The 21,076-nt window shown below is 61.5% G+C and carries 20 protein-coding genes and 1 tRNA gene; 14 read left to right on the top strand and 7 right to left on the bottom strand.

Going from position 1 to position 21,076, the window contains the following annotated elements; genetic code table 11:
* The first annotated feature begins 7 nt into the window (after positions 1–7).
* The 7 genes from ispF to rpoS are packed head-to-tail and all read left to right on the top strand — an operon-like array spanning position 8 to position 5,588.
* Positions 8–484: a 2-C-methyl-D-erythritol 2,4-cyclodiphosphate synthase gene (gene ispF / locus OC537_RS12955; protein ID WP_043132002.1), complete on the top strand. Its 477-nt coding sequence runs from the start codon at positions 8–10 to the stop codon at positions 482–484.
* Positions 484–1,542 (top strand): tRNA pseudouridine(13) synthase TruD, encoded by a 1,059-nt coding sequence (truD, locus tag OC537_RS12950; protein ID WP_106887858.1) that lies wholly within the window; start codon positions 484–486, stop codon positions 1,540–1,542. The genes ispF and truD overlap by 1 nt, the downstream gene beginning before the upstream one ends.
* Positions 1,523–2,284 (top strand): 5'/3'-nucleotidase SurE, encoded by a 762-nt coding sequence (gene surE, locus OC537_RS12945; protein WP_139745771.1) that lies wholly within the window; start codon positions 1,523–1,525, stop codon positions 2,282–2,284. Before truD ends, surE begins: the two co-directional genes overlap by 20 nt.
* A 4-nt stretch (positions 2,285–2,288) precedes the next feature.
* On the top strand, positions 2,289–2,906 hold the full coding sequence (locus OC537_RS12940; protein WP_005332743.1) for a protein-L-isoaspartate(D-aspartate) O-methyltransferase: 618 nt from the start codon (positions 2,289–2,291) through the stop codon (positions 2,904–2,906).
* The gene (locus OC537_RS12935; RefSeq protein WP_025328241.1) at positions 2,903–3,484 is read left to right on the top strand and encodes a YqaA family protein; all 582 of its coding nucleotides are present in this window, start codon (positions 2,903–2,905) and stop codon (positions 3,482–3,484) included. Before OC537_RS12940 ends, OC537_RS12935 begins: the two co-directional genes overlap by 4 nt.
* 9 nt (positions 3,485–3,493) lie before the next feature.
* A complete protein-coding gene (locus OC537_RS12930) occupies positions 3,494–4,558 on the top strand; it encodes a LysM peptidoglycan-binding domain-containing protein (RefSeq protein WP_262111795.1) in 1,065 nt (354 codons plus the stop codon).
* Between the two features lie 46 nt (positions 4,559–4,604).
* The gene (rpoS, locus tag OC537_RS12925; protein WP_262111794.1) at positions 4,605–5,588 is read left to right on the top strand and encodes an RNA polymerase sigma factor RpoS; all 984 of its coding nucleotides are present in this window, start codon (positions 4,605–4,607) and stop codon (positions 5,586–5,588) included.
* An 88-nt stretch (positions 5,589–5,676) separates the two neighbouring features.
* On the opposite strand, the gene tsaD is transcribed toward rpoS, so the two are convergent.
* Entirely contained in the window at positions 5,677–6,690 is a 1,014-nt protein-coding gene (tsaD, locus tag OC537_RS12920) for a tRNA (adenosine(37)-N6)-threonylcarbamoyltransferase complex transferase subunit TsaD (protein ID WP_262111791.1), read from the bottom strand.
* Positions 6,691–6,869: 179 nt separating this feature from the next.
* Here tsaD and rpsU point away from each other — a divergent pair, with 179 nt between their 5' ends.
* From rpsU to OC537_RS12895, 5 genes are all read left to right on the top strand, one after another.
* The gene (gene rpsU / locus OC537_RS12915) at positions 6,870–7,085 is read left to right on the top strand and encodes a 30S ribosomal protein S21 (RefSeq protein ID WP_005309452.1); all 216 of its coding nucleotides are present in this window, start codon (positions 6,870–6,872) and stop codon (positions 7,083–7,085) included.
* Positions 7,086–7,100: 15 nt separating this feature from the next.
* Positions 7,101–7,544, top strand: coding sequence for a GatB/YqeY domain-containing protein (locus OC537_RS12910; protein WP_106885839.1), 444 nt, complete (start codon positions 7,101–7,103; stop codon positions 7,542–7,544).
* 89 nt (positions 7,545–7,633) lie between these two features.
* On the top strand, positions 7,634–9,421 hold the full coding sequence (gene dnaG / locus OC537_RS12905; protein ID WP_234677514.1) for a DNA primase: 1,788 nt from the start codon (positions 7,634–7,636) through the stop codon (positions 9,419–9,421).
* A gap of 183 nt (positions 9,422–9,604) precedes the next feature.
* Positions 9,605–11,500, top strand: a complete 1,896-nt coding sequence (gene rpoD, locus OC537_RS12900) for an RNA polymerase sigma factor RpoD (RefSeq protein WP_289976629.1) — start codon at positions 9,605–9,607, stop codon at positions 11,498–11,500.
* A 179-nt stretch (positions 11,501–11,679) separates the two neighbouring features.
* Positions 11,680–11,756 (top strand) — tRNA-Ile (locus OC537_RS12895).
* Between the two features lie 48 nt (positions 11,757–11,804).
* Here OC537_RS12895 and OC537_RS12890 read toward each other — a convergent pair.
* From OC537_RS12890 to purH, 6 genes are all read right to left on the bottom strand, one after another.
* A complete protein-coding gene (locus tag OC537_RS12890; RefSeq protein ID WP_262111786.1) occupies positions 11,805–12,275 on the bottom strand; it encodes a tetratricopeptide repeat protein in 471 nt (156 codons plus the stop codon).
* Positions 12,276–12,453: 178 nt separating this feature from the next.
* Positions 12,454–15,030: an alpha amylase C-terminal domain-containing protein gene (locus OC537_RS12885; RefSeq protein ID WP_262111784.1), complete on the bottom strand. Its 2,577-nt coding sequence runs from the start codon at positions 15,028–15,030 to the stop codon at positions 12,454–12,456.
* A 288-nt stretch (positions 15,031–15,318) separates the two neighbouring features.
* Complete coding sequence (locus OC537_RS12880) at positions 15,319–15,873, bottom strand: cytochrome b/b6 domain-containing protein (RefSeq protein ID WP_106885844.1); 555 nt, start codon at positions 15,871–15,873, stop codon at positions 15,319–15,321.
* Positions 15,854–16,228, bottom strand: coding sequence for a cytochrome b562 (locus OC537_RS12875; protein WP_041205049.1), 375 nt, complete (start codon positions 16,226–16,228; stop codon positions 15,854–15,856). Before OC537_RS12875 ends, OC537_RS12880 begins: the two co-directional genes overlap by 20 nt.
* Before the next feature lie 369 nt (positions 16,229–16,597).
* On the bottom strand, positions 16,598–17,887 hold the full coding sequence (gene purD / locus OC537_RS12870) for a phosphoribosylamine--glycine ligase (protein ID WP_163147195.1): 1,290 nt from the start codon (positions 17,885–17,887) through the stop codon (positions 16,598–16,600).
* A 102-nt stretch (positions 17,888–17,989) separates the two neighbouring features.
* Positions 17,990–19,582, bottom strand: coding sequence for a bifunctional phosphoribosylaminoimidazolecarboxamide formyltransferase/IMP cyclohydrolase (gene purH, locus OC537_RS12865; protein WP_262111778.1), 1,593 nt, complete (start codon positions 19,580–19,582; stop codon positions 17,990–17,992).
* A 422-nt stretch (positions 19,583–20,004) separates the two neighbouring features.
* Here purH and zntR point away from each other — a divergent pair, with 422 nt between their 5' ends.
* Both zntR and OC537_RS12855 read left to right on the top strand, forming a co-directional pair.
* Entirely contained in the window at positions 20,005–20,442 is a 438-nt protein-coding gene (zntR, locus tag OC537_RS12860; RefSeq protein WP_234567022.1) for a Zn(2+)-responsive transcriptional regulator, read from the top strand.
* Positions 20,432–20,974: a dihydrofolate reductase family protein gene (locus OC537_RS12855; RefSeq protein ID WP_262111774.1), complete on the top strand. Its 543-nt coding sequence runs from the start codon at positions 20,432–20,434 to the stop codon at positions 20,972–20,974. The genes zntR and OC537_RS12855 overlap by 11 nt, the downstream gene beginning before the upstream one ends.
* Positions 20,975–21,076 lie beyond the last annotated feature (102 nt).

Genomic DNA, 21,076 nt, shown 5'->3' with positions numbered 1-21,076 from the left:
ATCAGGCATGATGCGAATTGGACATGGTTTTGACGTGCACAAGTTTGGCGGGGTTGGCCCCTGCATGCTGGGTGGCGTCCCGGTACCCTATGAGCAGGGCCTGCTGGCCCATTCCGATGGTGACGTCGTGCTGCATGCGGTGAGCGATGCCCTGCTGGGGGCCATAGGCGCCGGCGACATAGGTCGCCACTTCCCCGATACCGCCGCCGAGTTCAAGGGGATCGACAGCCGCATCCTGCTGCGGGACGTCTTTGCCCGGGTACAGCAGGCGGGCTACGCCATCGGCAACCTGGATGTGACCATCATAGCCCAGGCCCCCAAGATGGCGCCCCATATCGCGGCCATGTGCGCCGTGCTGGCGGCCGATCTGCAATGTGATTTGAACCGGGTGAATGTCAAGGCGACCACCACAGAACAACTCGGGTTTACGGGGCGCAAGGAAGGGATCGCCACCGAAGCCGTCGTCTTACTGGTGAAACAATGATGCTGGAACAGCTGAGCTATCTGCACGGGGCGCCTGTCGCCCGCGGCATCCTCAAGGCCGAGGCCGCCGACTTCGTGGTGAATGAAGATCTCGGCTTCGAACCTTGCGGGGAAGGGGAGCACATCTTCGTGCGGGTGCGCAAAACCGGCGAGAACACCGCCTGGGTGGCTGGCCTGCTGGCCGATGCGGCCGGGGTCAATCGCAATGCGGTGACCTGGGCGGGCTTGAAGGATCGCCACGCGGTGACCGAGCAGTGGTTCGGCATTCATCTGCCGGGCAAGGGCGAACCGGATCTCTCTGTCATCCAGAGCGACAGCATCCAGATCCTGCAGGCCAAGCGCCACAACAAGAAGTTGCGGGTTGGCTACCTCAAGGGCAACCACTTCACCCTGCGCCTCACCGGTCTGGAACAGGCAGGCGATCTGGAAGCCCGGCTGCAGGCCATCGCCGCTCAGGGCGTGCCCAACTACTACGGCGAGCAGCGTTTCGGCCGGGATGGCAACAACCTGGACGCGGCCAAGGCCATGTTTGCCGGCAAGCGGATCAAGGATCGCAACAAGCGCTCCCTCTATCTCTCAGCCGCCCGCAGCATGCTGTTCAATGCCATCGTCAGCGCCCGCATCGAGCAGGGGCTGGCACACCAGCTGCTGGCCGGTGACTGCGTGATGCTGAGGGGCAGCCACTCCATCTTCAGTGAAGAGGTGCTGACCCCGGAGCTGGAGGCGCGCCTCGCCTCCGGCGATGTGCAGCTCACCGCCCCCCAGTGGGGCCGTGGCCGACTGGCGAGCCAGGGTGCCGCCGCCGAGTTTGAACTGGCGGTGCTGGCTCCTTACGCCGAATGGTGTGACGGACTGGAGAAGGCAGGGCTGGATCAGGACAGGCGTCCGCTGCTGCTCAAGCCGGAGCAGATGAGCTGGCAGCAGGATGGCGAGGTGCTGACCCTCTCCTTCTTCCTGCCGGCCGGTGCCTTTGCCACCAGCGTGGTGCGCGAGTTAATGCAGGCCGAAGAGGCCGATCACGGTTTCAGGAACCCAACCGATGCGAATTCTGGTCAGTAATGACGATGGAGTACATGCCGAGGGCATTCGTGCCCTCAGCGAGGCGCTGACTGCCTGCGGCGAAGTCATTGTGGTAGCGCCGGATCGCAACCGCAGCGGCGCGAGTCACTCCCTGACGCTGGAAGTGCCGCTGCGGGTTACGCGCCTTGGCGAAACCGGCTTTAATGGCAGCGAGAGCTATGCGGTGAAGGGCACCCCGACCGACTGCGTGCACCTGGCGGTCAACGAGCTGGTGCGCCCGGAGCCGGACATGGTGGTGGCCGGGATCAACCACGGCGCCAACCTGGGGGATGATGTCATCTACTCGGGCACGGTCGCTGCGGCCACCGAGGGGCGCCACCTCGGCTTCCCCTCCATCGCCATCTCCCTGGTAGGCAAGACCCACTTCGCCACGGCGGCCCACCATGCGGTCCTGCTGGTGAAGGGGCTGATGAAACATCCCCTCCCAGCCGATCAGATCCTCAACGTCAATGTGCCGGACCTCCCCCTCGAGCAGATCAAGGGGATCAGGGTGACCCGCCTTGGCAACCGCCATCCCGCCGAGTCGGTGATCCGCAGCGAGGATCCCCGTGGTCAACCCATCTACTGGATAGGCCCCCCCGGCAGCCAGCAGGATGCGGGAGACGGCACAGATTTCGCCGCCATCGAGCAGGGTTATGTCTCCATCACCCCGTTGACCATCGACATGACTGCCTATGACAGTCTGGCGAGTCTGGGTGCCTGGCTGGATCTGCAGGGATGACGTTGTGATAGTACAGCGCCTGTTGAATCAACTGATTGCCCAGGACATTCGTGATTTCCGCGTGCTCGCGGCGATTGCGAAAGTGCCGCGCCAGCTGTTTGTGGATGAAGCCATGGCCCACAAGGCCTGGGACAATACGGCCCTGCCCATCGGCCACGGTCAGACCATCTCCCAGCCCTATATAGTGGCGCGGATGACAGAGCTGCTGATCCAGAACGATCCGGCCCATGTGCTGGAGATCGGCACTGGATCCGGTTATCAGACCGCAGTGCTGGCCCATCTGGTGGAGCATGTCTACACGGTGGAGCGGATCAAGTCGCTGCAGTTCCAGGCCCGGCGCCGGCTGCGCCAGCTCGACTTGCACAATGTCTCGGCCAAGCACGGCAACGGCTGGCTGGGCTGGCCCAACAAGGGGCCGTTCGATGCCATTTTGGTGACGGCGGCGGCGAGCGAGGTACCCAAGGCCCTGACCGATCAGCTGGCCGAAGGCGGGCGTCTGGTGCTGCCGGTGGGGGATAGTCAGCAAACTTTGCAGCTGATCGAGCGATCCGGCTCCCAGCTGACCAGCCGGATCCTGGAGCCGGTGCGTTTTGTCCCCCTGATTGACGGAGATGTGGAGTGAAGCTGTTTTCCCGTTTGTATGTACTGGTGATGCAGTGGGCCCGCCACAAGCACGCCCCTTGGTATCTCTCCATCACCGCCTTTATCGAGTCGGTGTTCTGGCCGATCCCGGTGGACGTGATGCTGGCCCCCATGGCGCTCGCCAAGCCGCACAAGGCGTGGCACTACGCCGGGTTGGCAACCTTCTTCTCTGTGCTGGGGGCGCTGTTTGGTTATGCCTTGGGCTATGCCCTGTGGGAGCCCGTGGTCCAGCCGCTGGTGGTCTCTGTCGGCTATGAAGACAAGATTGCGCTGGCCGAGCAGTGGTTCACGCAGTGGGGGATCTGGGTGATTTTTATTGCCAGTTTCACGCCGATCCCCTACAAGGTGTTTACCGTCACGGCGGGCTTGCTTCATATGGCGCTACTGCCATTTATCGTGACCTCCCTCATCGGTCGTGGCATGCGCTTTTTCCTGGTCGCGGGCCTGATGCGGTGGGGGGGTGAGAAGATGGAGCGCAAGCTGATGCACTATGTGGATGTGCTCGGCTGGCTCTGTATTGGTTTGGCCATTGCGGCCTATTTCTGGTTTAGTCGTTAAGGATCCACTATGCGTTCGCGTGTTTGGCAAGGAAGCAGTGTCGTCGTGTTGTCATGGCTACTGCTTGCCTGCTCTTCCAGCAAGACTGCTGCCCCGGTACAGAGTCTGGGCAATGACCCCATTGCCTCGACCATCCCGACTCGTCAAAACATGGCCAATTCGGGCATGCAGGGTGGCAGTTACACAGTGGTGAAGGGGGATACCCTGTACTCCATCGCATTCCGTTCTGGCATGGATGTCGCATCCCTGGTCAGCCTCAACGGGATCAGCCCTCCCTACAACATCTATCCGGGCCAGCAGCTCAGGCTGGATGGCTCTTCCGGCGCCGTGGTCAGCACCGGCATGGCGATGAGCCGCCCTGTCACAAGCGGCAGCGGCACCTATGAGGTGCGTCGTGGGGATACCCTGAGCAGCATAGGTCGCCAGTTCAATGTCTCCAATCAGACTCTGGCACAGCGCAACAACCTGCAGGCACCCTATTCGCTCCATGTTGGCCAGGTGCTCAACGTGGGGGCGAGTGCGGCGGCAGGCGGCCAGATGGCGGCGGCGACCACTCCGTCGGTGACCAGCTCCGGACCCAAACCCATGGCGACGGCACCGGCAGGTACGACCACCCCGTTTATTGCTCAGAAAACGATTGCTCCTGCACCGTCAACAGCATACGCTCAGGCGAAAGAACAAAAAAACATCAGTTCCCAGTCAACTCTCTCCTGGCATTGGCCAGCTAAGGGACGGATAGTCGAAGGCTTCTCCGTTGCGGAACAGGGCAACAAGGGCATCGACATCTCCGGCCAGAAGGGCCAACCCGTTTACGCCGCCAGCGGCGGCAAAGTGGTCTACGCGGGCAGTGCACTCAGGGGTTACGGCAAGCTGATTATTCTCAAGCACAACGATGACTACCTCTCTGCTTACGCCCACAACGACGAGTTGAGGGTCAGGGAGGGAGACTCCGTCAAAGGCGGAGCCGTCATCGCCAACATGGGTAGCACGGATGCGCCGGATGTGCGCCTGCACTTTGAAATCCGGTACAAAGGCAAGTCAATCAACCCGATGGGCTATTTGCCAAAGCGTTAACCCAGAGAGCTAGGTCTTACTCTGGTTCAGGTCAGGGAGACATATCATGAGCCAAGAACAACTGGTAATGCAGGATGCAGAGTTAGAGTTCGACGAAGAGCTGGAGGCCCAGGAGGAAGAAGAGGTTCGGGAGGTTGCCGCCGAGGCTGAGGAGACTATCTCCGATGAGCTCATGGTGCCGGAACTGAACAAGGTGATGGACGCCACCCAGCTCTATCTGGGGGAGATCGGCTTCTCCCCCCTGCTCACGGCCGAAGAGGAAGTCTACTACGCCCGTCGTGCCCTGCGCGGTGACAAAGCCGCGCGCAAGCGCATGATCGAATCCAACCTGCGCCTGGTGGTCAAGATTGCCCGGCGCTACAACAACCGCGGCCTGGTGCTGCTGGATCTCATCGAAGAGGGGAACCTCGGTCTCATCCGGGCGGTCGAGAAGTTCGACCCCGAACGGGGTTTCCGTTTCTCTACCTATGCCACCTGGTGGATCCGTCAGACCATAGAGCGGGCCATCATGAACCAGACCCGCACCATCCGGCTGCCGATCCATGTGGTGAAGGAGCTGAACGTCTACCTGCGCACCGCGCGTGAACTCTCCCACCGCCTCGACCATGAACCCACCGCCGAAGACATCGCCTTCGCGCTGGATCGCTCGGTCGACGATGTGAACCGCATGCTCAAGCTCAACGAAAAGATCACCTCGGTGGATACTCCCATCGGCGGCGATCGCGACAAGGCGCTGCTCGACGTCCTGTCCGATGAGCGCGGCATGGGGCCAGAGCTGGAGTCTCAGGAAGATGACATGCGCAGCAGCATAGTTCACTGGCTGGAAGAGCTGAATCCCAAGCAGCGTGAAGTACTGGCTCGCCGCTTCGGCTTGCTCGGTTACGAGCCGGCCACCCTGGAAGATGTAGGGGCCGAGATTGGTCTGACCCGGGAGCGGGTGCGCCAGATCCAGGTCGAGGGGCTGCGCCGCCTGCGGGAGATACTGCTGGGGCAGGGGCTCTCCATTGAGGCCCTGTTTAGAACCAATTAATCGTTAACCAACGGACGGCTGTTATGCCGACGACAGACACAACAAAGGGGCCAGAGGCCCCTTTTTCATTGCGAGAGGATCCTTGGGATCACACGGGATCCAGGGTATCCAGCGGCCAGCGCGGCACCGCCTTGACGACCAGCGGCTCGAACACACCCGCTTTCAGGCGCTGCATGCCGGCATAGGCGATCATGGCGCCGTTGTCGGTGCAATACTCGGTGCGTGGATAGAACACCTCGCCCTTGAGGCTTTCCATCAGCTCAGCCAGCTGGGCACGCAGATGACGGTTGGCGCTGACGCCCCCAGCCACCACCAGACGCTTGAGGCCTGTCTCCTTCAAGGCGCGGCGGCACTTGATGGCCAGGGTATCGACCACAGCATCCTCAAACGCCCGGGCGATATCGGCACGAGTCTGCTCATCATCGCCGTTGGCGGCTATGGTGTTGGCGGCAAAGGTCTTGAGGCCGGAGAAGCTCATGTCGAGCCCGGGTCTGTCCGTCATGGGGCGGGGGAAGGTGAAGCGTCCCGTGGTGCCTTTCTCGGCCAGACGGGAGAGCAGGGGGCCGCCCGGGTAGTCCAGTCCCATCAGCTTGGCGGTCTTGTCGAAGGCCTCGCCGGCGGCATCGTCGATGGATTCCCCCAGCAGTTGATAGCTGCCGATGCCGTCGACCTGCACCAGCATGGAGTGACCGCCGGAGACCAGCAGCGCCACGAAGGGGAATTCGGGGGCCCGCTCCTCCAGCATGGGAGCCAGCAGGTGGCCCTCCATATGGTGTACCGCCACGGCGGGTTTACCCCAGGCCATGGCGAGGGAGCGGCCTATGGTCGCCCCCACCAGGATGGCACCAACCAGACCCGGTCCCGCAGTGTAGGCGATGCCGTCGATGTCATCTTTACCCAGTCCCGCCTCTTGCAATGCGGCCTGGATCAAGGGGATCGTCTTGCGGACGTGATCCCGGCTGGCGAGCTCGGGGACGACGCCACCGTAGTCCGCATGCAGCTTGACCTGGCTGTATAACTGATGGGAAAGGATCCCTTTTTGATCGTCGAAGATCGCGATCCCGGTTTCGTCACAGGATGTCTCTATGCCCAATACACGCATTGCTAAAAAATTTCACTGCTAAAATGAGACGGCTATGGTAACCTTCGCGGGTTTTTTAAACCAGAGCGATCTCTGCGGGTTTACTTTCATTCCCTGTCCAGAGTATAATTTCGCACCATTTTAAGACATGCTGATCGACTGATGGTCAGCTAACAATATATCACTGAGGTGAAAGGCACATGCCAGTAATCAAAGTCCGTGAAAATGAGCCGTTTGACGTTGCTCTGCGTCGCTTCAAGCGTTCTTGCGAAAAGGCCGGTATCCTGTCTGAAGTTCGTAGCCGTGAGTTCTACGAGAAGCCGACTACCATCCGTAAGCGCGCCAAAGCGTCTGCCGTTAAGCGTCACGCCAAGAAGCTGTCCCGCGAAAACGCACGTCGTATCCGCCTGTACTAATCGGGGGATAATGCCGTGTCTCTGAAGGATCAACTCAAGGATCAACAAAAACTCGCCATGCTTGCCAGAGATAAGGCTCGCTTGGGGGCGATCCGTTTGTTGATGGCAGAAATCAAGCAGCGTGAAGTTGATACCCGTATCGAGCTCAATGATGAGGATATCCTCGCTGTCGTGACCAAGATGGTCAAACAGCGCCGCGATTCCATCAGCCAATTTGAAGCTGCCGGTCGTCAGGATCTTGCCGACAAAGAGTCCGCAGAGATCTTGGTGCTGCAGGAATTCCTGCCGCAACAGCTGACCGCAGACGAAATTGCCGCACTGATCGAGCAAGCCATCACTGAAAGTGGTGCTGCCGTCATGGCTGATATGGGCAAGGTCATGGCTGTCTTGAAGCCGAAGATTCAGGGGCGTGCCGATGTCGGCGCCGTCAGTGCTCAGGTGAAAACCCGCTTGGCGTAACAGGCATTTCTCTTGTTAGTCGAAAGAAGCCGTGCTTCCCTGTGAATGCGCGGCTTTTTTATTTTTCCGAGTAATGAAACAGGACGGTTATGGCAGGCAGGATCCCACAATCCTTTATCGATGATCTGCTCGTACGCACCGATATCGTCGAGTTGATCGACTCGCGGGTGCGGCTGAAGAAGGCCGGCAAGAACTATCAGGCTTGCTGTCCTTTTCATAACGAAAAAAGCCCCTCTTTCACCGTCAGTCAAGAGAAGCAGTTCTACCACTGCTTCGGCTGTGGCGCCCACGGCAACGCCATCGGCTTTGTCATGGAGTACGACGGACTCGAATTCCCCGACGCCATCGAAGAGCTCGCCAGCATGCAAGGCATGCAGGTGCCTCGCGAGCAGAGCCTGGGGGGCTCGGCCAGTGCCCAACCCGCCGTCAGTAAGGATCTCTTTGAGCTGATGAACCAGATCGCCCGCTTCTACGAAAGCAACCTGAAGAGCGCCCCCCATGCGGTGGAGTACCTCAAAGGGCGCGGTCTGACCGGGGAAGTAGTCAAGCGCTTCAACATCGGCTATGCCCCGGGTGACTGGGATCAGGTGAGGCGCCGTTTCGGGACCAGCCGGGATCACGAACAGCTGCTCATCTCCGGCGGCATGTTGATCCCCCGCGACAGCGGCCCCGGCAGCTATGATCGCTTCCGTGATCGCATCATGTTCCCGATCCGTGACAAGCGGGGCCGGGTCATCGGCTTCGGTGGCAGGGTGTTGGGGGACGGCACTCCCAAGTACCTCAACTCCCCGGAAACCCCCATCTTCCACAAGGGGCGGGAACTGTTCGGCCTCTACGAGGTGAAGCAGGCACACAAGGATCCTCGCCGGATCCTGGTGGTAGAAGGCTATATGGACGTGGTAGCGCTCGGTCAGTACGACATCGACTATGCGGTGGCCGCGCTGGGGACGGCCACCACCAGTGACCATATCCACACCCTGTTTCGTACCACTGCGGAGGTGGTCTGCTGCTACGATGGCGACAACGCCGGCCGTGAAGCAGCATGGCGGGCGCTGGACAACGCCCTCTCCCATCTGCAGGATGGCCGCGAGCTGAAGTTCGTGTTCCTACCGGATGGCGAGGATCCCGACTCTCTGGTCCGTCAGATCGGCAAGGAGGGGTTTGAGGCCTTGCTGGACGAGGCTCAGCCCTTCGCCGATTTCATGTTCGAGCGTCTCGGGCGTGATGCCGCCCTCTCTGGCGAGGCGGGCAAGTTTGAAGTGGCCAACAAGGCCGCCGAACTGATCCGCCGCGTGCCGGAAGGCTTCACCCGCGAGGGGCTGATCACCCGGCTCTCCAGCATGATGCGTTGGGGGGAGAACAAGCAGCGGATCGCCGAGCTGTTTGCCCGCAATAGCCAGCCCAAGGGTGAAGTCAGCAAGCCCAAGGCCGCCAAACTGACCCCCATTCGCCGGGCACTGGCTTTGATGGTGCAATATCCGGCGGTGACGGCCGAGCTGCCGGCCATGCCGGAACTGGCTGGGCTGCGGGTGCAGGGCATCAAATTCCTGTTGCAGCTGCATCAGCAGATCCTGACTCAGCCAGGGATCACCACCGGCATCTTGCTGGAGCACTGGCGCGGCACCAAGGAGGGGGAGATCCTGGCTCAGCTGGCCATGCACGACCTGTTTGAAGAGATCAAACTCGACCAGGAGCCGGATATTCTGGGAGAATTGCAGGATACCTTCGTCGGTTTCATCAACCAGTTTCTGAAGCAACGAATCGAAGAATTGCAGGCCAAGGTGGCCCAGGAAGGGCTAAGCTCTGAGGAAACACAGGAGCTGATGATGCTGATCAGAGAGGTACAGATTGAGAAAAGAAATGAGAGCGGGGCTTGATATTTGAGTGATTAGTCCCAATATGAATACCGTTGCCCGAATCGACGGGATTAAAAGCAAACATTTTATAACCGCCTGGCCCCGACAATACTGCGGGCAGGGGTTTCTCATGACCGACGCCGCAACCAGACATAGCATGTCTGGCGGTTTTCTATTAGAATTGGCTATTTGCGCAGCAGCGCACTGTACGCGCAACCTAGCAACACCAACCGGATGAGTTCTATGGAGCAAACCCCGCAGTCTCAGCTTAAACTCCTCGTTGCCAAAGGTAAAGAACAGGGCTACCTGACCTATGCCGAGGTGAACGATCACCTCCCGCAAGACATTGTCGACTCTGACCAGATCGAAGACATCATCCAGATGATCAACGATATGGGTATCCAGGTAGTGGAAAACGCCCCGGACGCCGATGATCTGATCATGGCCGAAGGTGGTACTGCCGATGAGGACGCTGCCGAAGCAGCGGCCCAGGCTCTGGCATCTGTTGAATCTGAGATTGGTCGCACGACCGATCCCGTCCGCATGTACATGCGGGAAATGGGTACCGTCGAACTGCTGACCCGTGAAGGCGAAATCGACATCGCCAAACGGATCGAGGACGGTATCAACCAGGTACAAAGCTCCGTTGCCGAGTACCCTGAAGCCATCACTTACCTGCTCGAACAGTACGACAAGTACGAAGCCGAGCAACTTCGTCTGTCCGACATCATCTCCGGCTTTATCGATCCGAACGAAGCGGACGACGTGGCGCCGACCGCCACCCACATCGGCTCCGAACTCAGTGAAGACGATCTCGCTGACGAAGACGAAGATGAAGACGAGGATGAAGACGAAGACGGCGACAGCTCCGACGACGATGGGGACGGTGGTCCGGATCCGGAAGTCGCCCGCGAGAAGTTCGGTGAACTGCGTGCCCAGTACGAAGTCACCCGTCTCTCCATCCAGAAGAATGGTCGCGCCCACGACGACACCCAGGCTGCCATCGCCCAGCTGGCCGATGTGTTCCGTCAATTCCGCCTGATGCCCAAGCAGTTCGATCGCCTGGTCAACAACATGCGGGAGATGATGGAGCGGGTTCGCGTGCAGGAACGCATCATCATGAAGCTCTGCGTTGAGCAGGCCAAGATGCCGAAGAAGACCTTCGTCGCTGCCTTCACCAACAACGAGTGCGAGACTGCCTGGTTTGAATACCAGAAGCAGGCTGGCAAGGCCTGGTCTCCCCGTCTGCTCGAGATGGACGAAGAAGTGCTGCGTTCCATCGGCAAGCTGCAGCAGATCGAAGAAGAGACCGGTCTGTCCATCGCCCAGATCAAGGACATCAACCGTCGCATGAGCATTGGTGAGGCCAAGGCTCGCCGTGCGAAGAAAGAGATGGTTGAGGCCAACTTGCGTCTGGTTATCTCCATCGCCAAGAAGTACACCAACCGTGGTCTGCAGTTCCTGGATCTGATCCAGGAGGGCAACATAGGTCTGATGAAGGCGGTGGACAAGTTTGAATACCGTCGTGGCTACAAGTTCTCGACCTATGCCACCTGGTGGATCCGTCAGGCCATCACCCGCTCCATCGCGGATCAGGCCCGTACCATCCGTATCCCGGTGCACATGATCGAGACCATCAACAAGCTCAACCGTATCTCCCGTCAGATGCTGCAGGAGATGGGTCGTGAACCGAACCCGGAAGAGCTGGCCATGCGCATGGGCATGCCGGAAGACAAGATCCGCAAGGTACTGAAAATCGCCAAGGAGCCCATCTCCATGGAGACGCCCATCGGTGATGATGAAGATTCCCACTTGGGCGACTTCATCGAAGATACCACCCTGGCCCTGCCGGCGGATGCGGCGACCAGCGAGAGCCTGCGCAACGCCACCCGCGAAGTGCTGGCCGGTCTGACTGCCCGCGAAGCCAAGGTGCTGCGGATGCGTTTCGGGATCGACATGAACACTGACCACACCCTCGAGGAAGTGGGCAAGCAGTTCGACGTCACCCGTGAGCGTATTCGTCAGATCGAAGCCAAGGCACTGCGCAAACTGCGCCACCCGAGCCGCTCGGAAGTGCTGCGCAGCTTCCTGGACGAATAGTCCTGAGGCACTGCCTGAGCCCTGTCTCAAAAGCCCCGCCATGCGGGGCTTTGTTTTATCCGGAAGCCTGGGTGCAAAAGATTAGCGGAATAGTGGACAAAAACTCGCCAAGTGGTTGATCTGCCTATGGACGGCTTATCTCACATCCCCTATAATCCACGCCGCAAAACCAAGATTCTGGCCCCTTAGCTCAGTTGGTTAGAGCAGTCGACTCATAATCGATTGGTCGCCCGTTCAAGTCGGGCAGGGGCCACCACATTCAGACAAAGCCGCTCATTATGAGCGGCTTTGTCGTTTCTGGCGTTCACCAGTGCCTGTCCAGATCGGCGGCGTAGAGTGCCATGGCGCGCCTGTAGGGGACGAGGGCAGGGTCTGTGGTCGTCTCGGCCAGCACCGCCAGCAGCGTCTCCATCCCCTCCTTGTGGTGCCCCAGGTTGTAGCAGGCCATGGCACGGAACACCCTGAACTCGGTGGCGTCCGGAAAGCGAGCCAGCCCCTGGTCGAAGGCGGCAAGGGCCTCGGCATATTGCCCGGTGCTACGAAAAGAGCTGCCAAGGCCGAGCCAGGCGCCGCGCAAGGAGGTCTCACTTAGACCCAGCGTGATGGCCTTCTGGTAGAGGGGGATGGCCTGGGCCTCGCGCCCGAGCGTGTCGTGCAGGCTGGCTACTTCATAATGCAGTTCGGCGTGTTGCGGGTGCTCGATGAGTTGCAGCAGGCCGTGCTGGCGGGCTTCTTCGATCCGTCCCTCGGCCTTGAGGGTTTCCAATAGTTTCATATGCGCTCCTGCATGGGGATGTGGAGGCAGTATGCCTGCCCGTCGGCGAACAGGGAACGGGGGGGCTGGCAGAGGGGAAGCGTGATGGCGCCATCGGGCCCATGAAAAGGCCTCCTGCCCTGTGGGAAGGAGGCCATGGGAATGCCCGACGATCAGAGGGGCGTTACGCCCCTGGGGCTTACTGGGCGCTCAGGCTGTAGGTCAGGGTCTGGTCGTTGAAGCGCACCACATAGGCACCGACCACTGCGGTGGTGATGTCGGCTCCGGCCAGCTCGGCCACGCCGTCCTTGTTGGTGTCGCCGTAGTTCTGGGTCCAGTCACCCTTGACGTCGAACTTGAAGCGCTGGCCGCCGCTGCCATCACCGGCCCCCGTGAAGGTGACGCCGGCCTGCCACTGGTGATCCCCCACCAGCGTCATGGGAGTGGTGCCCCAGCCATTGGTGGTGCCACGGATGTTCAGGCTGGCGAGGTGCTTGGCATAGCCGACGCTGACCGGGGTCAGGCTGTATTGCAGGGTCTGGTCGTTGAAGCGTACCCGGTACTGGCCGCTGACCGGGGTCAGTATGTCGGCACCCCCCTGTTCGGCCACGCCATCCTTGTTGGTGTCGCCATAGTTCTGGGTCCAGTCTCCCTTGACGTCGAACTTGAAGCGCTGGTTGGCCTGGCCGTTGAAGGTGGCCAAGGCCTCCCATTGGTTGTCGGCAACCAGTGTCATGGCGAGCGAGCCCCAGGCATTGGGGGTGCCACGCAGGTGCAGGGTCGGCAGCACGCTGTTGTAGGCGCCGTTGCTGTCGGTGACAGTCACAGTTGCGCTGGCACTGGCGGTCAGCCCCTCGGCATCGGTGACTGTCAGGATGACAATATGGGTGCCCGGGGTATCGAACTGGACTGTCTCAGTGGGGGCGCAGCCGCCGGTAGACCAGCTGTAGCTCGCCACCCCTTCATCGTCGGTGGAGGCGGAGCCATCGAACACCACGCTCTCCCCCGTCTTGACGCTGAGGACCTTGGGCGAGAGGGCGGCGACCGGTGCCTGGTTGCTGGTGAGAGGGGTGATCGTATAGCGCAGATCGCCTTCGCTCAGGGTGATGCGGTAGCTGCCCGCCCCGCTGACCAGGATATCCTTGCTGCTGCCCTTGTCGGCGATGCCGTCCCCTTCGTTGTCGCCGTAGTTCTCGGTCCAGTTGCCGAAGACGTCGAACTTGAAGCGCTGGGCGCCGGTGGCGTCACCGCTGCCGGTCAGGGTCAGGGTGGCGGACCAGACGCGGTTGGTATCGACTGTCATGGGGGTGTTGCCCCAGGCGTTGTGGGTGCCGCGCAGGTTCATGCTGCTGAACTTGTTGCCCGGCAGGGCGGTGCCGCCGCAGGGGGTGGCCTTGGTGCAGCCGGCGATGATGGCGGCGGCCTTCATGGCCGGCACGTTCAGGCTGGCCTTGCCGCTGCCGTCGACGGTGACATAACCCCCGCTGCAGTAGTCATTGCCACCCAGGAGGTTGCAGTACTCGCCCGCCGGCAGGCCGGTCTGCACCGAGGCCACCAGGCTGCCGCTCTCGTTGTTGATGGCGACGAAGCCCTTGTCTCCCCGACCGAAGGCTATCTGGTTGTTGCCGTTATCCCACCAGTGACTGACAGCCTGCCCCTCGGTTCTGTTGTGGAACAGGGCCATGTTCATGATGGTCGGGCGACGCTGCTCGCAGTTCCACTGGCCATCGGTGCAGGGCGTGCTGCCCGGCGCCCCCTTGTCGGTTTCATAGGTGCCCATGTTCTCGAAGCGGTAGCCCGACATCACCTGCTTCCAGCCATAGGGCCAGGCCATCATGAAGGTGTTGGCCAGCTCATAGCGGGCACCGCTCATGAAGGTGAGCATGCCGCCGCCACCGTGGCCGCGCTCGCGGTCGTGGTTGACCACGAAGACGAAGGCCTTGCTGGAAGGGAGCAGGCCCCAGCTCTCGCCGAGGGTCTTGAGGTTCTTGATCTGGCCGTTGAAGTTGGCGGCGAGATCCGTGCCGTATTTGAAGTCGGTGACTGTGTCTATGTAGGTGTAGCGACCCGGCTGGATGTCCGCCGATTCTCCCCCGGCACCTATCACCTCCAGGTAGGCTTTGGGGCTGCCCGCCTTGTCGAGTATGGCCTTCACCTCGCCAGGGGCTATGTGCTTGGCCGCATCGATACGAAAGCCTGCCACGCCCCAACCCAGCAGGGTCTTCATGTAGTTGGCTATCTGATCCTGCACGTAGGGAGAGCCGGTATTGAGATCCGGCATGCCGTAGAGGGCGCCGTTCCAGACGTTGTTGCTGTCGCCGTAGTTGGTGATGTCACCGCTGTGGTGGAAGTCGTTGTAGCCGAACTGGGGATACTGATATTGCCCCGAGTTGTAGCTGCCGCCGCCGGTGGCTGTCCCGGTGCCCGAGGCCAGCTGGTTGAAGACGGCGTCCGCATAGACCTTGACCCCGGCCGCATTGCAGCGGGTGATCATGCTCCTGAGTTCCGCCTCGCTGCCGCCGAAGCTGTTGAAGTTCTTGAAGCTGACGGGCTGGTAGACGGTCCACCAGACCTGGCTCCCCTGCTTGTGCTCGGCGGGCGGAGTGATCTGGACGCCCCCGAACCCCTTGGGACCGAGCACTGTCTCGCACTCGTTGGCGATGTCGTTGAACTTCCATTGGAACAGATGGACCATGACCCCTTCGGCGGCGGCTGTGTGGCTGAATGAGCCCAGCACCGCGGCGAGCATGGCGGTTCGAAACACTGTGTTGTGCATGACGATTTTCCCTTCGATCTTGTTATTGACGTGTCACTGTCATCATGTCGAACGGACCACAGACAACCTCGTTCGGCTCTGTAGCATTCATGAAATCGAGGAGATTGAAAATCGTACAGCCGGGATTAGTTAAGAAGTGTGAATGAAAATGCTTTCATGGCGGCCGGGCAAAAGAGGGGGGGGCGTCGCGCCGTTGAGGGGGTAAAGCCGGTGCGGCCGCCTGGAAGAGGTGGCCTTGCGGTTGGACAAGCGGGGAAAGGAAGACGGGCACCCTGGTGCCCGTCTGCTTCAGGAGTGGGGTTCCTGCTGGCGCTCTGGTACCCGGCGCCGGCGGCGGGGCAGCATCCGGGTCACCAGGTTGCTGCGCTGACGCCAGGAGGTGTAGACGATGGCGCACAGGTGCAGAGCTATCATGGCCTGCAGTGCCCAGGTACACCAGAGATGCCAGTCGTCGGCCCCCAGCTCGAAGCCGGTCTCGGTGTTCTGGAACCAGCCGCTGCCGGCGGTCGCCAGCACCAGCAGCCAGAGTGCCCAGACCGCCAGCTTGCCGCTGCCGTGATGGCCGGGCGCCGCGGGTGCGCGCTCGCGCAGCGCCACCGCCTGCTGGCGGAAATCGTCCCGGCTCGGGATGAGGGCCCCAAGGCGGGCATGGCCCCGTGCCAGGGTGAGCCCCCACAGCAGGCGCAACCCGATCAGGGCCATGGCGCCATAGCCCAGCCATTCATGCCACTCTTCGCCCGCCTCGTTGAGCCAGAGGTTGCCGATGCAGACCGCTGCCACACCCCAGTGGGTGAGGCGGACCAGGCCATCCCAGTGGAAGGGATCAGCCTTTCTGCTTGGCATATTGGTGGTACTCCTTCTTCAGGTCGTTGACCTTGGCCAGATGGGCCTGGGCCTTCTCCTGATCACCGGCCTGCAGGGCCGCCAGGCTGGCATCCAGCTCGCTCTGTACCTTGTTCATGCCCTCGAGGAACTTCTCTTTCTTGGCAGTCGGCATGTTTCTCTCCTTGGCCACATCGAGCTGGGCCTTCATCTCCTTGATGTGTTTCTCCATGGTGGCCGCATCATCTGCCTTGACGGCCTGCTTGTAGTTGAAGCCGATCTTCTTCATCGGCTGCTCCAGATCGCCGGCCATGGCGGGCAGGGTCATCAGGCCAAACATCAGGGGCAGCAGCAGGGGACGCACAGTTTTCAACATGGGATTTCCTTATGAGACGACGATATTGCAGGTTCTTATGGAACTCATTTGAGTGCGGTATCATACAGCATGATGCCATGAAAGCGGGGCAATTGTATGGGGAAAGTGCGACCAATTGTGACGAAATGTGTGCATTGTGCTGTACATATGTAGTCAGAAGGGGGTGAGCCGGGGGCGGAAAAAGGGCGGCAACCCGGGGTCATGCGCCCGAGGCGGAGAGAGGTGCCAAGGGGATGAATGCCTCCTTGCCACCACCATGTCGGGCTTAGGGGGAAGTCTGGGGTTGGCTGGGCGGATATCCGTGGCCCAGGTGGCCCTGGCAGCAAAAAGGGCCCGCAGGCCCTTTTGTTCGATGGGGGGAGACGGCCTTTACTTGGCCTGCTCGCGCTCGATGGCGCGCCAGCCGATGTCCTTGCGATAGAAGACACCGTCCCACTGGATCCGAGCCGCCAGCTGGTAGGCGCGTTGCTGCGCCTCGGCGACGGTGTGGCCCAGCGCGGTGGCGCAGAGCACGCGGCCACCGGCGGTGACTATGGTGTCTCCCGCCAGCTGGGAGCCGGCATGGAACACCTTCTCGCCGCTCGCCTCTTCCACCGGCAGGCCGCTGATGGGCTTGCCCTGCTGGTAGTCACCGGGGTAACCGCCCGCCGCCAGCACCACGCCGATGGCGACGCGGGGATCATAGATGGCTTCGACTTGATCCAGCTTGCCGGCACAGGCGGCCAGACAGAGCTCCACCAGATCGGAGCGCATCCGCAGCATGATGGGCTGGGTCTCGGGGTCGCCGAAGCGGCAGTTGAACTCGATCACCTTGGGGTTGCCCTGGGGGTCTATCATCAGGCCGGCGTAGAGGAAGCCGGTGTAGACGTTGCCCTCGGCCGCCATGCCGCGCACCGTCGGCATGATCACCTGCTCCATCACGCGTTGATGCACCGCATCTGTCACCACTGGCGCCGGGGAGTAGGCCCCCATGCCGCCGGTGTTGAGGCCGGTGTCGCCGTCGCCGACCCGCTTGTGATCCTGGCTGGTGGCCATGGGCAGCACGTGCTCGCCGTCCACCATGACGATGAAGCTCGCCTCTTCCCCGTCTAGGAACTCTTCGATCACCACACGGGCGCCGGCGTCGCCGAAGGCATTGCCGGAGAGCATGTCACGCACCGCCGCTTCCGCCTCTTCGAGGGTCATGGCGACGATGACACCTTTGCCGGCGGCCAGACCGTCAGCCTTGATGACGATGGGGGCACCCTTCTCGCGCAGGTAGGCCAGTGCCGGCTCCACCTCGGTGAAGTTCTGGTAGTCGGCAGTGGGGATAGCGTGGCGCGCCAGGAAGTCCTTGGCGAAGGCCTTGGAGCCCTCCAGCTGGGCGGCGGCGGCGGTCGGGCCGAAGATGGCGAGCCCTTCGGCACGGAAGGCATCCACTACCCCTTTCACCAGGGGCGCTTCCGGCCCGACTATGGTGAGACCTATCTGCTGGGCCTTGGCGAAGGCCAGCAGAGCCTGGATGTCGGTCGCCTCTATGGCGACGTTCTCTATGCTGCCCTCGTGGGCGGTGCCAGCATTGCCGGGGGCGACGAACACCCGGGTCACCATGGGGGATTGCTTGGCCTTCCAGGCCAGGGCGTGCTCACGGCCGCCGTTGCCAATGATCAGTACTTTCATCGTATCGCTCGCTTCTATTTGTGATAACCGCCTGGGGCAGCGGTTGAAAATAGTCAGTTGAAAAGAGACAACAAAAGGGCCGCCAGTGGCGGCCCTGACTCATCAGTGACGGAAATGGCGCATGTTGGTGAACACCATGCACATGCCGTGCTCGTTGGCGGCCTCGATCACCTCGTTGTCGCGCATGGAACCACCTGGCTGGATGACGCAGGAGATGCCCGCGGCGGCGGCGGCATCTATGCCGTCGCGGAACGGGAAGAAGGCGTCGGAGGCCATGACGGAGCCCGCCACAGTCAGCCCTTCATCCTCGGCCTTGATGCCGGCGATCTTGGCGGAGTAGACCCGGCTCATCTGGCCAGCGCCGACGCCTATGGTCTGGCCGTTCTTGGCATAGACGATGGCGTTGGATTTGACGAACTTGGCGACCTTCCAGCAGAACAGCAGGTCCTTGAGCTCGGCCTCGGTCGGCTGACGCTGGCTGACCACGGTCAGATCCCCCAGGGTGACCATGCCGTGATCCCGCTCCTGCACCAGCAGACCGCCGTTGACACGCTTGAGGTCAAAGCCCTGGGCCGGGGCAGTCCACTGGCCGCATTCGAGCAGGCGCACGTTCTGCTTGGCGGCGACCGCCTCGCGGGCCGCCTGGCTGATGCTGGGGGCTATGATCACCTCGACGAACTGACGGGCGACTATGGCCGCCGCGGTGGCGCCATCCAGCTCGCGGTTGAAGGCGATGATGCCGCCAAAGGCGGAGGTGGGGTCGGTCTGGTAGGCGCGATCATAGGCACCCAGCAGATCCTCACCTATGGCGACGCCACAGGGGTTGGCGTGCTTGACGATGACGCAGGCCGGCTCGGCGAACTCCTTCACGCACTCCAGCGCCGCGTCTGTGTCGGCGATGTTGTTGTAGGAGAGCGCCTTGCCCTGCAGCTGGATGGCGCTTGCCACCGAGCCAGGTGCGGCCTGCTCTTCGGCGTAGAAGGCGGCAGCCTGGTGGCTGTTCTCGCCGTAGCGCATGTCCTGCTTCTTGATGAACTGGGCGTTGAAGGTGCGCGGGAAGCGGGACTCCTCATCGCCTTCCTTGTTGTCACCGTAGGAGGGGACCAGGGTGCCGAAGTAGTTGGCTATCATGCCGTCGTAGGCGGCGGTGTGTTCGAAGGCCGCGATGGCGAGATCGAAGCGGGTGGCCAGGGTCAGGCTGTTGCCGTTGCCATCCATCTCGGCGATCACCCGGCCGTAGTCGGCTGCCTTGACGACTATGGCCACGTCTTTGTGGTTCTTGGCGGCGGAGCGGACCATGGTCGGGCCGCCGATGTCGATGTTCTCGACGGCGTCTTCCAGGGTGCAACCTGGCTTGGCCACGGTGGCGGCGAAGGGGTAGAGGTTGACGACGACCATGTCGATGGGGGAGATAGCGTGCTGGGCCATGATGGCGTCATCCCGATCGCGGCGGCCGAGGATGCCACCGTGCACCTTGGGATGCAGGGTCTTGACCCGGCCATCCATCATCTCGGGGAAGCCGGTGTAGTCGGAGACCTCGGTCACCGGCAGGCCCGCATCGGCCAGCAGCTTGGCGGTACCGCCGGTGGAGAGCAGGGCCACGCCACGCTCGTTGAGTGCCTTGGCAAATTCCAGGATGCCAGTCTTGTCAGACACACTCAGCAGCGCACGGCGAATGGGTCGAGCTTGTTCCATCACACTATCGTCCTCAGCATAACGGGGACCGTTCCATGGGAGGCGAGGCTCAACACAGAGAGTCCCCAAATAAATGGAAGTGGGGGATTTCGCAAACCACTCTCGCCAAAAAGACCTGCTGTTGGCAAACGCGTTTTAGGAAATGCCCGCTTGACGCGACGCTCTCTTGTGGGCGCGTATTCTACACAAAAAATGTGAGCTGTGGTGGATTTTTTAAAGAGACAAAGCCTTGTGTGGTGCGGTGTTAAACGTTTTCTGGTGATTTTTTGTGAAACGTTTGTCTTTTCAGTGTTTTGAGGATAAAGAGCCGGGAAGGCCGGGGTTGGCTGCCGCTTTCCTGCCTTTGGCTGGCAATCGCCGGGCAAAGGGGCGATAGTGGAATCCGGTTTATATTGAGTACCATATTTGGCGGGAGAGGAAGGATGTATCGGATCGGGGAACTGGCCAAGGCGTGCGGGGTGAAGGCGGACACCCTGCGCTTTTACGAGAAGAACGGACTCATCTCGCCGGGGATCCGCAACGAGTCGGGTTATCGCCTCTATGGGGAGCAGGACAGGCGGCGGCTGGAGTTCATCATCCGCGCCAAGTCGGTGGGCTTCTCCCTGGCGGACATAGGGGAGCTGCTCGCCCTCGACACCAACAAGGCCAAAGTCACCTGTCAGGAGGTGAAGGCGGTGGCCGACACCAAGCTTGAACAGGTGGAGCAGAAGATTGTCGAGCTGACCCGCTTTCGGGAGAACCTGAAGGCGCTCTCCGACATCTGCTGCGGCGGCCCTCGCTCGGCGGAGCACTGCGCCATCCTGGAGACCCTGGAGTCCGGCACCTCTTCCCGTCACGAGCATCACGACCATGAGCACTGAGCGCCATCGCCCCCGGGTCTCTGCCTTTCTCGCCCTCTCCCTCGACGGTTTTATCGCGGGGGAGGGGAACGATCTCGCCTGGCTGGAACCCTATAACGGCGACTCCCAGGAGGAGACCGGCTACGGCGCCCTGATGGCCAGCGCCGATCTGCTGCTGATGGGACGCAACAGCTACGAAACCGTGCTCGGCTTCCCCGACTGGCCCTACGGCGACAAACCTGTGACCGTGCTGACCCACAGGCCCGCCACGCCCCGTGCCCATGTCTCTTTCCGGCAGGGGGCGCTGGCGCAGGTGCTCGGGGAGCTGTGGCAGGAGGGGGCGCGGCACATCTATCTGGACGGTGGCGAGGTCGTGAGGCAGGGCCTGCAGGCCGGGCTGGTGGACGAGCTGACCCTGTTCTGGGTGCCGGTGGTGCTGGGCAAAGGAGTCTTGCTGTTTGGCGGCGAGCCACTGCCAGAGCGGCTTGTCCCGCTCTCCACTGCAGTGCTGGCGAGCGGCCTGGTGCGGGTGATCTACCGGCCCGCTCCCTGAGCCTGGGCAATCCGCCCCGACCTCTTGCACTCGGGGGCCGGGAGGCGCACAATCGGCGCGTTTTTATGTACACTGGCGTATTTTTAGCCAGCTTCAACCACA

The sequence above is a fragment of the Aeromonas sp. Marseille-Q5825 genome, from assembly GCF_946892685.1.
GTDB classification, from domain to species: domain Bacteria; phylum Pseudomonadota; class Gammaproteobacteria; order Enterobacterales; family Aeromonadaceae; genus Aeromonas; species Aeromonas rivipollensis.
This window is presented reverse-complemented; position numbering and strand designations above follow the sequence as displayed.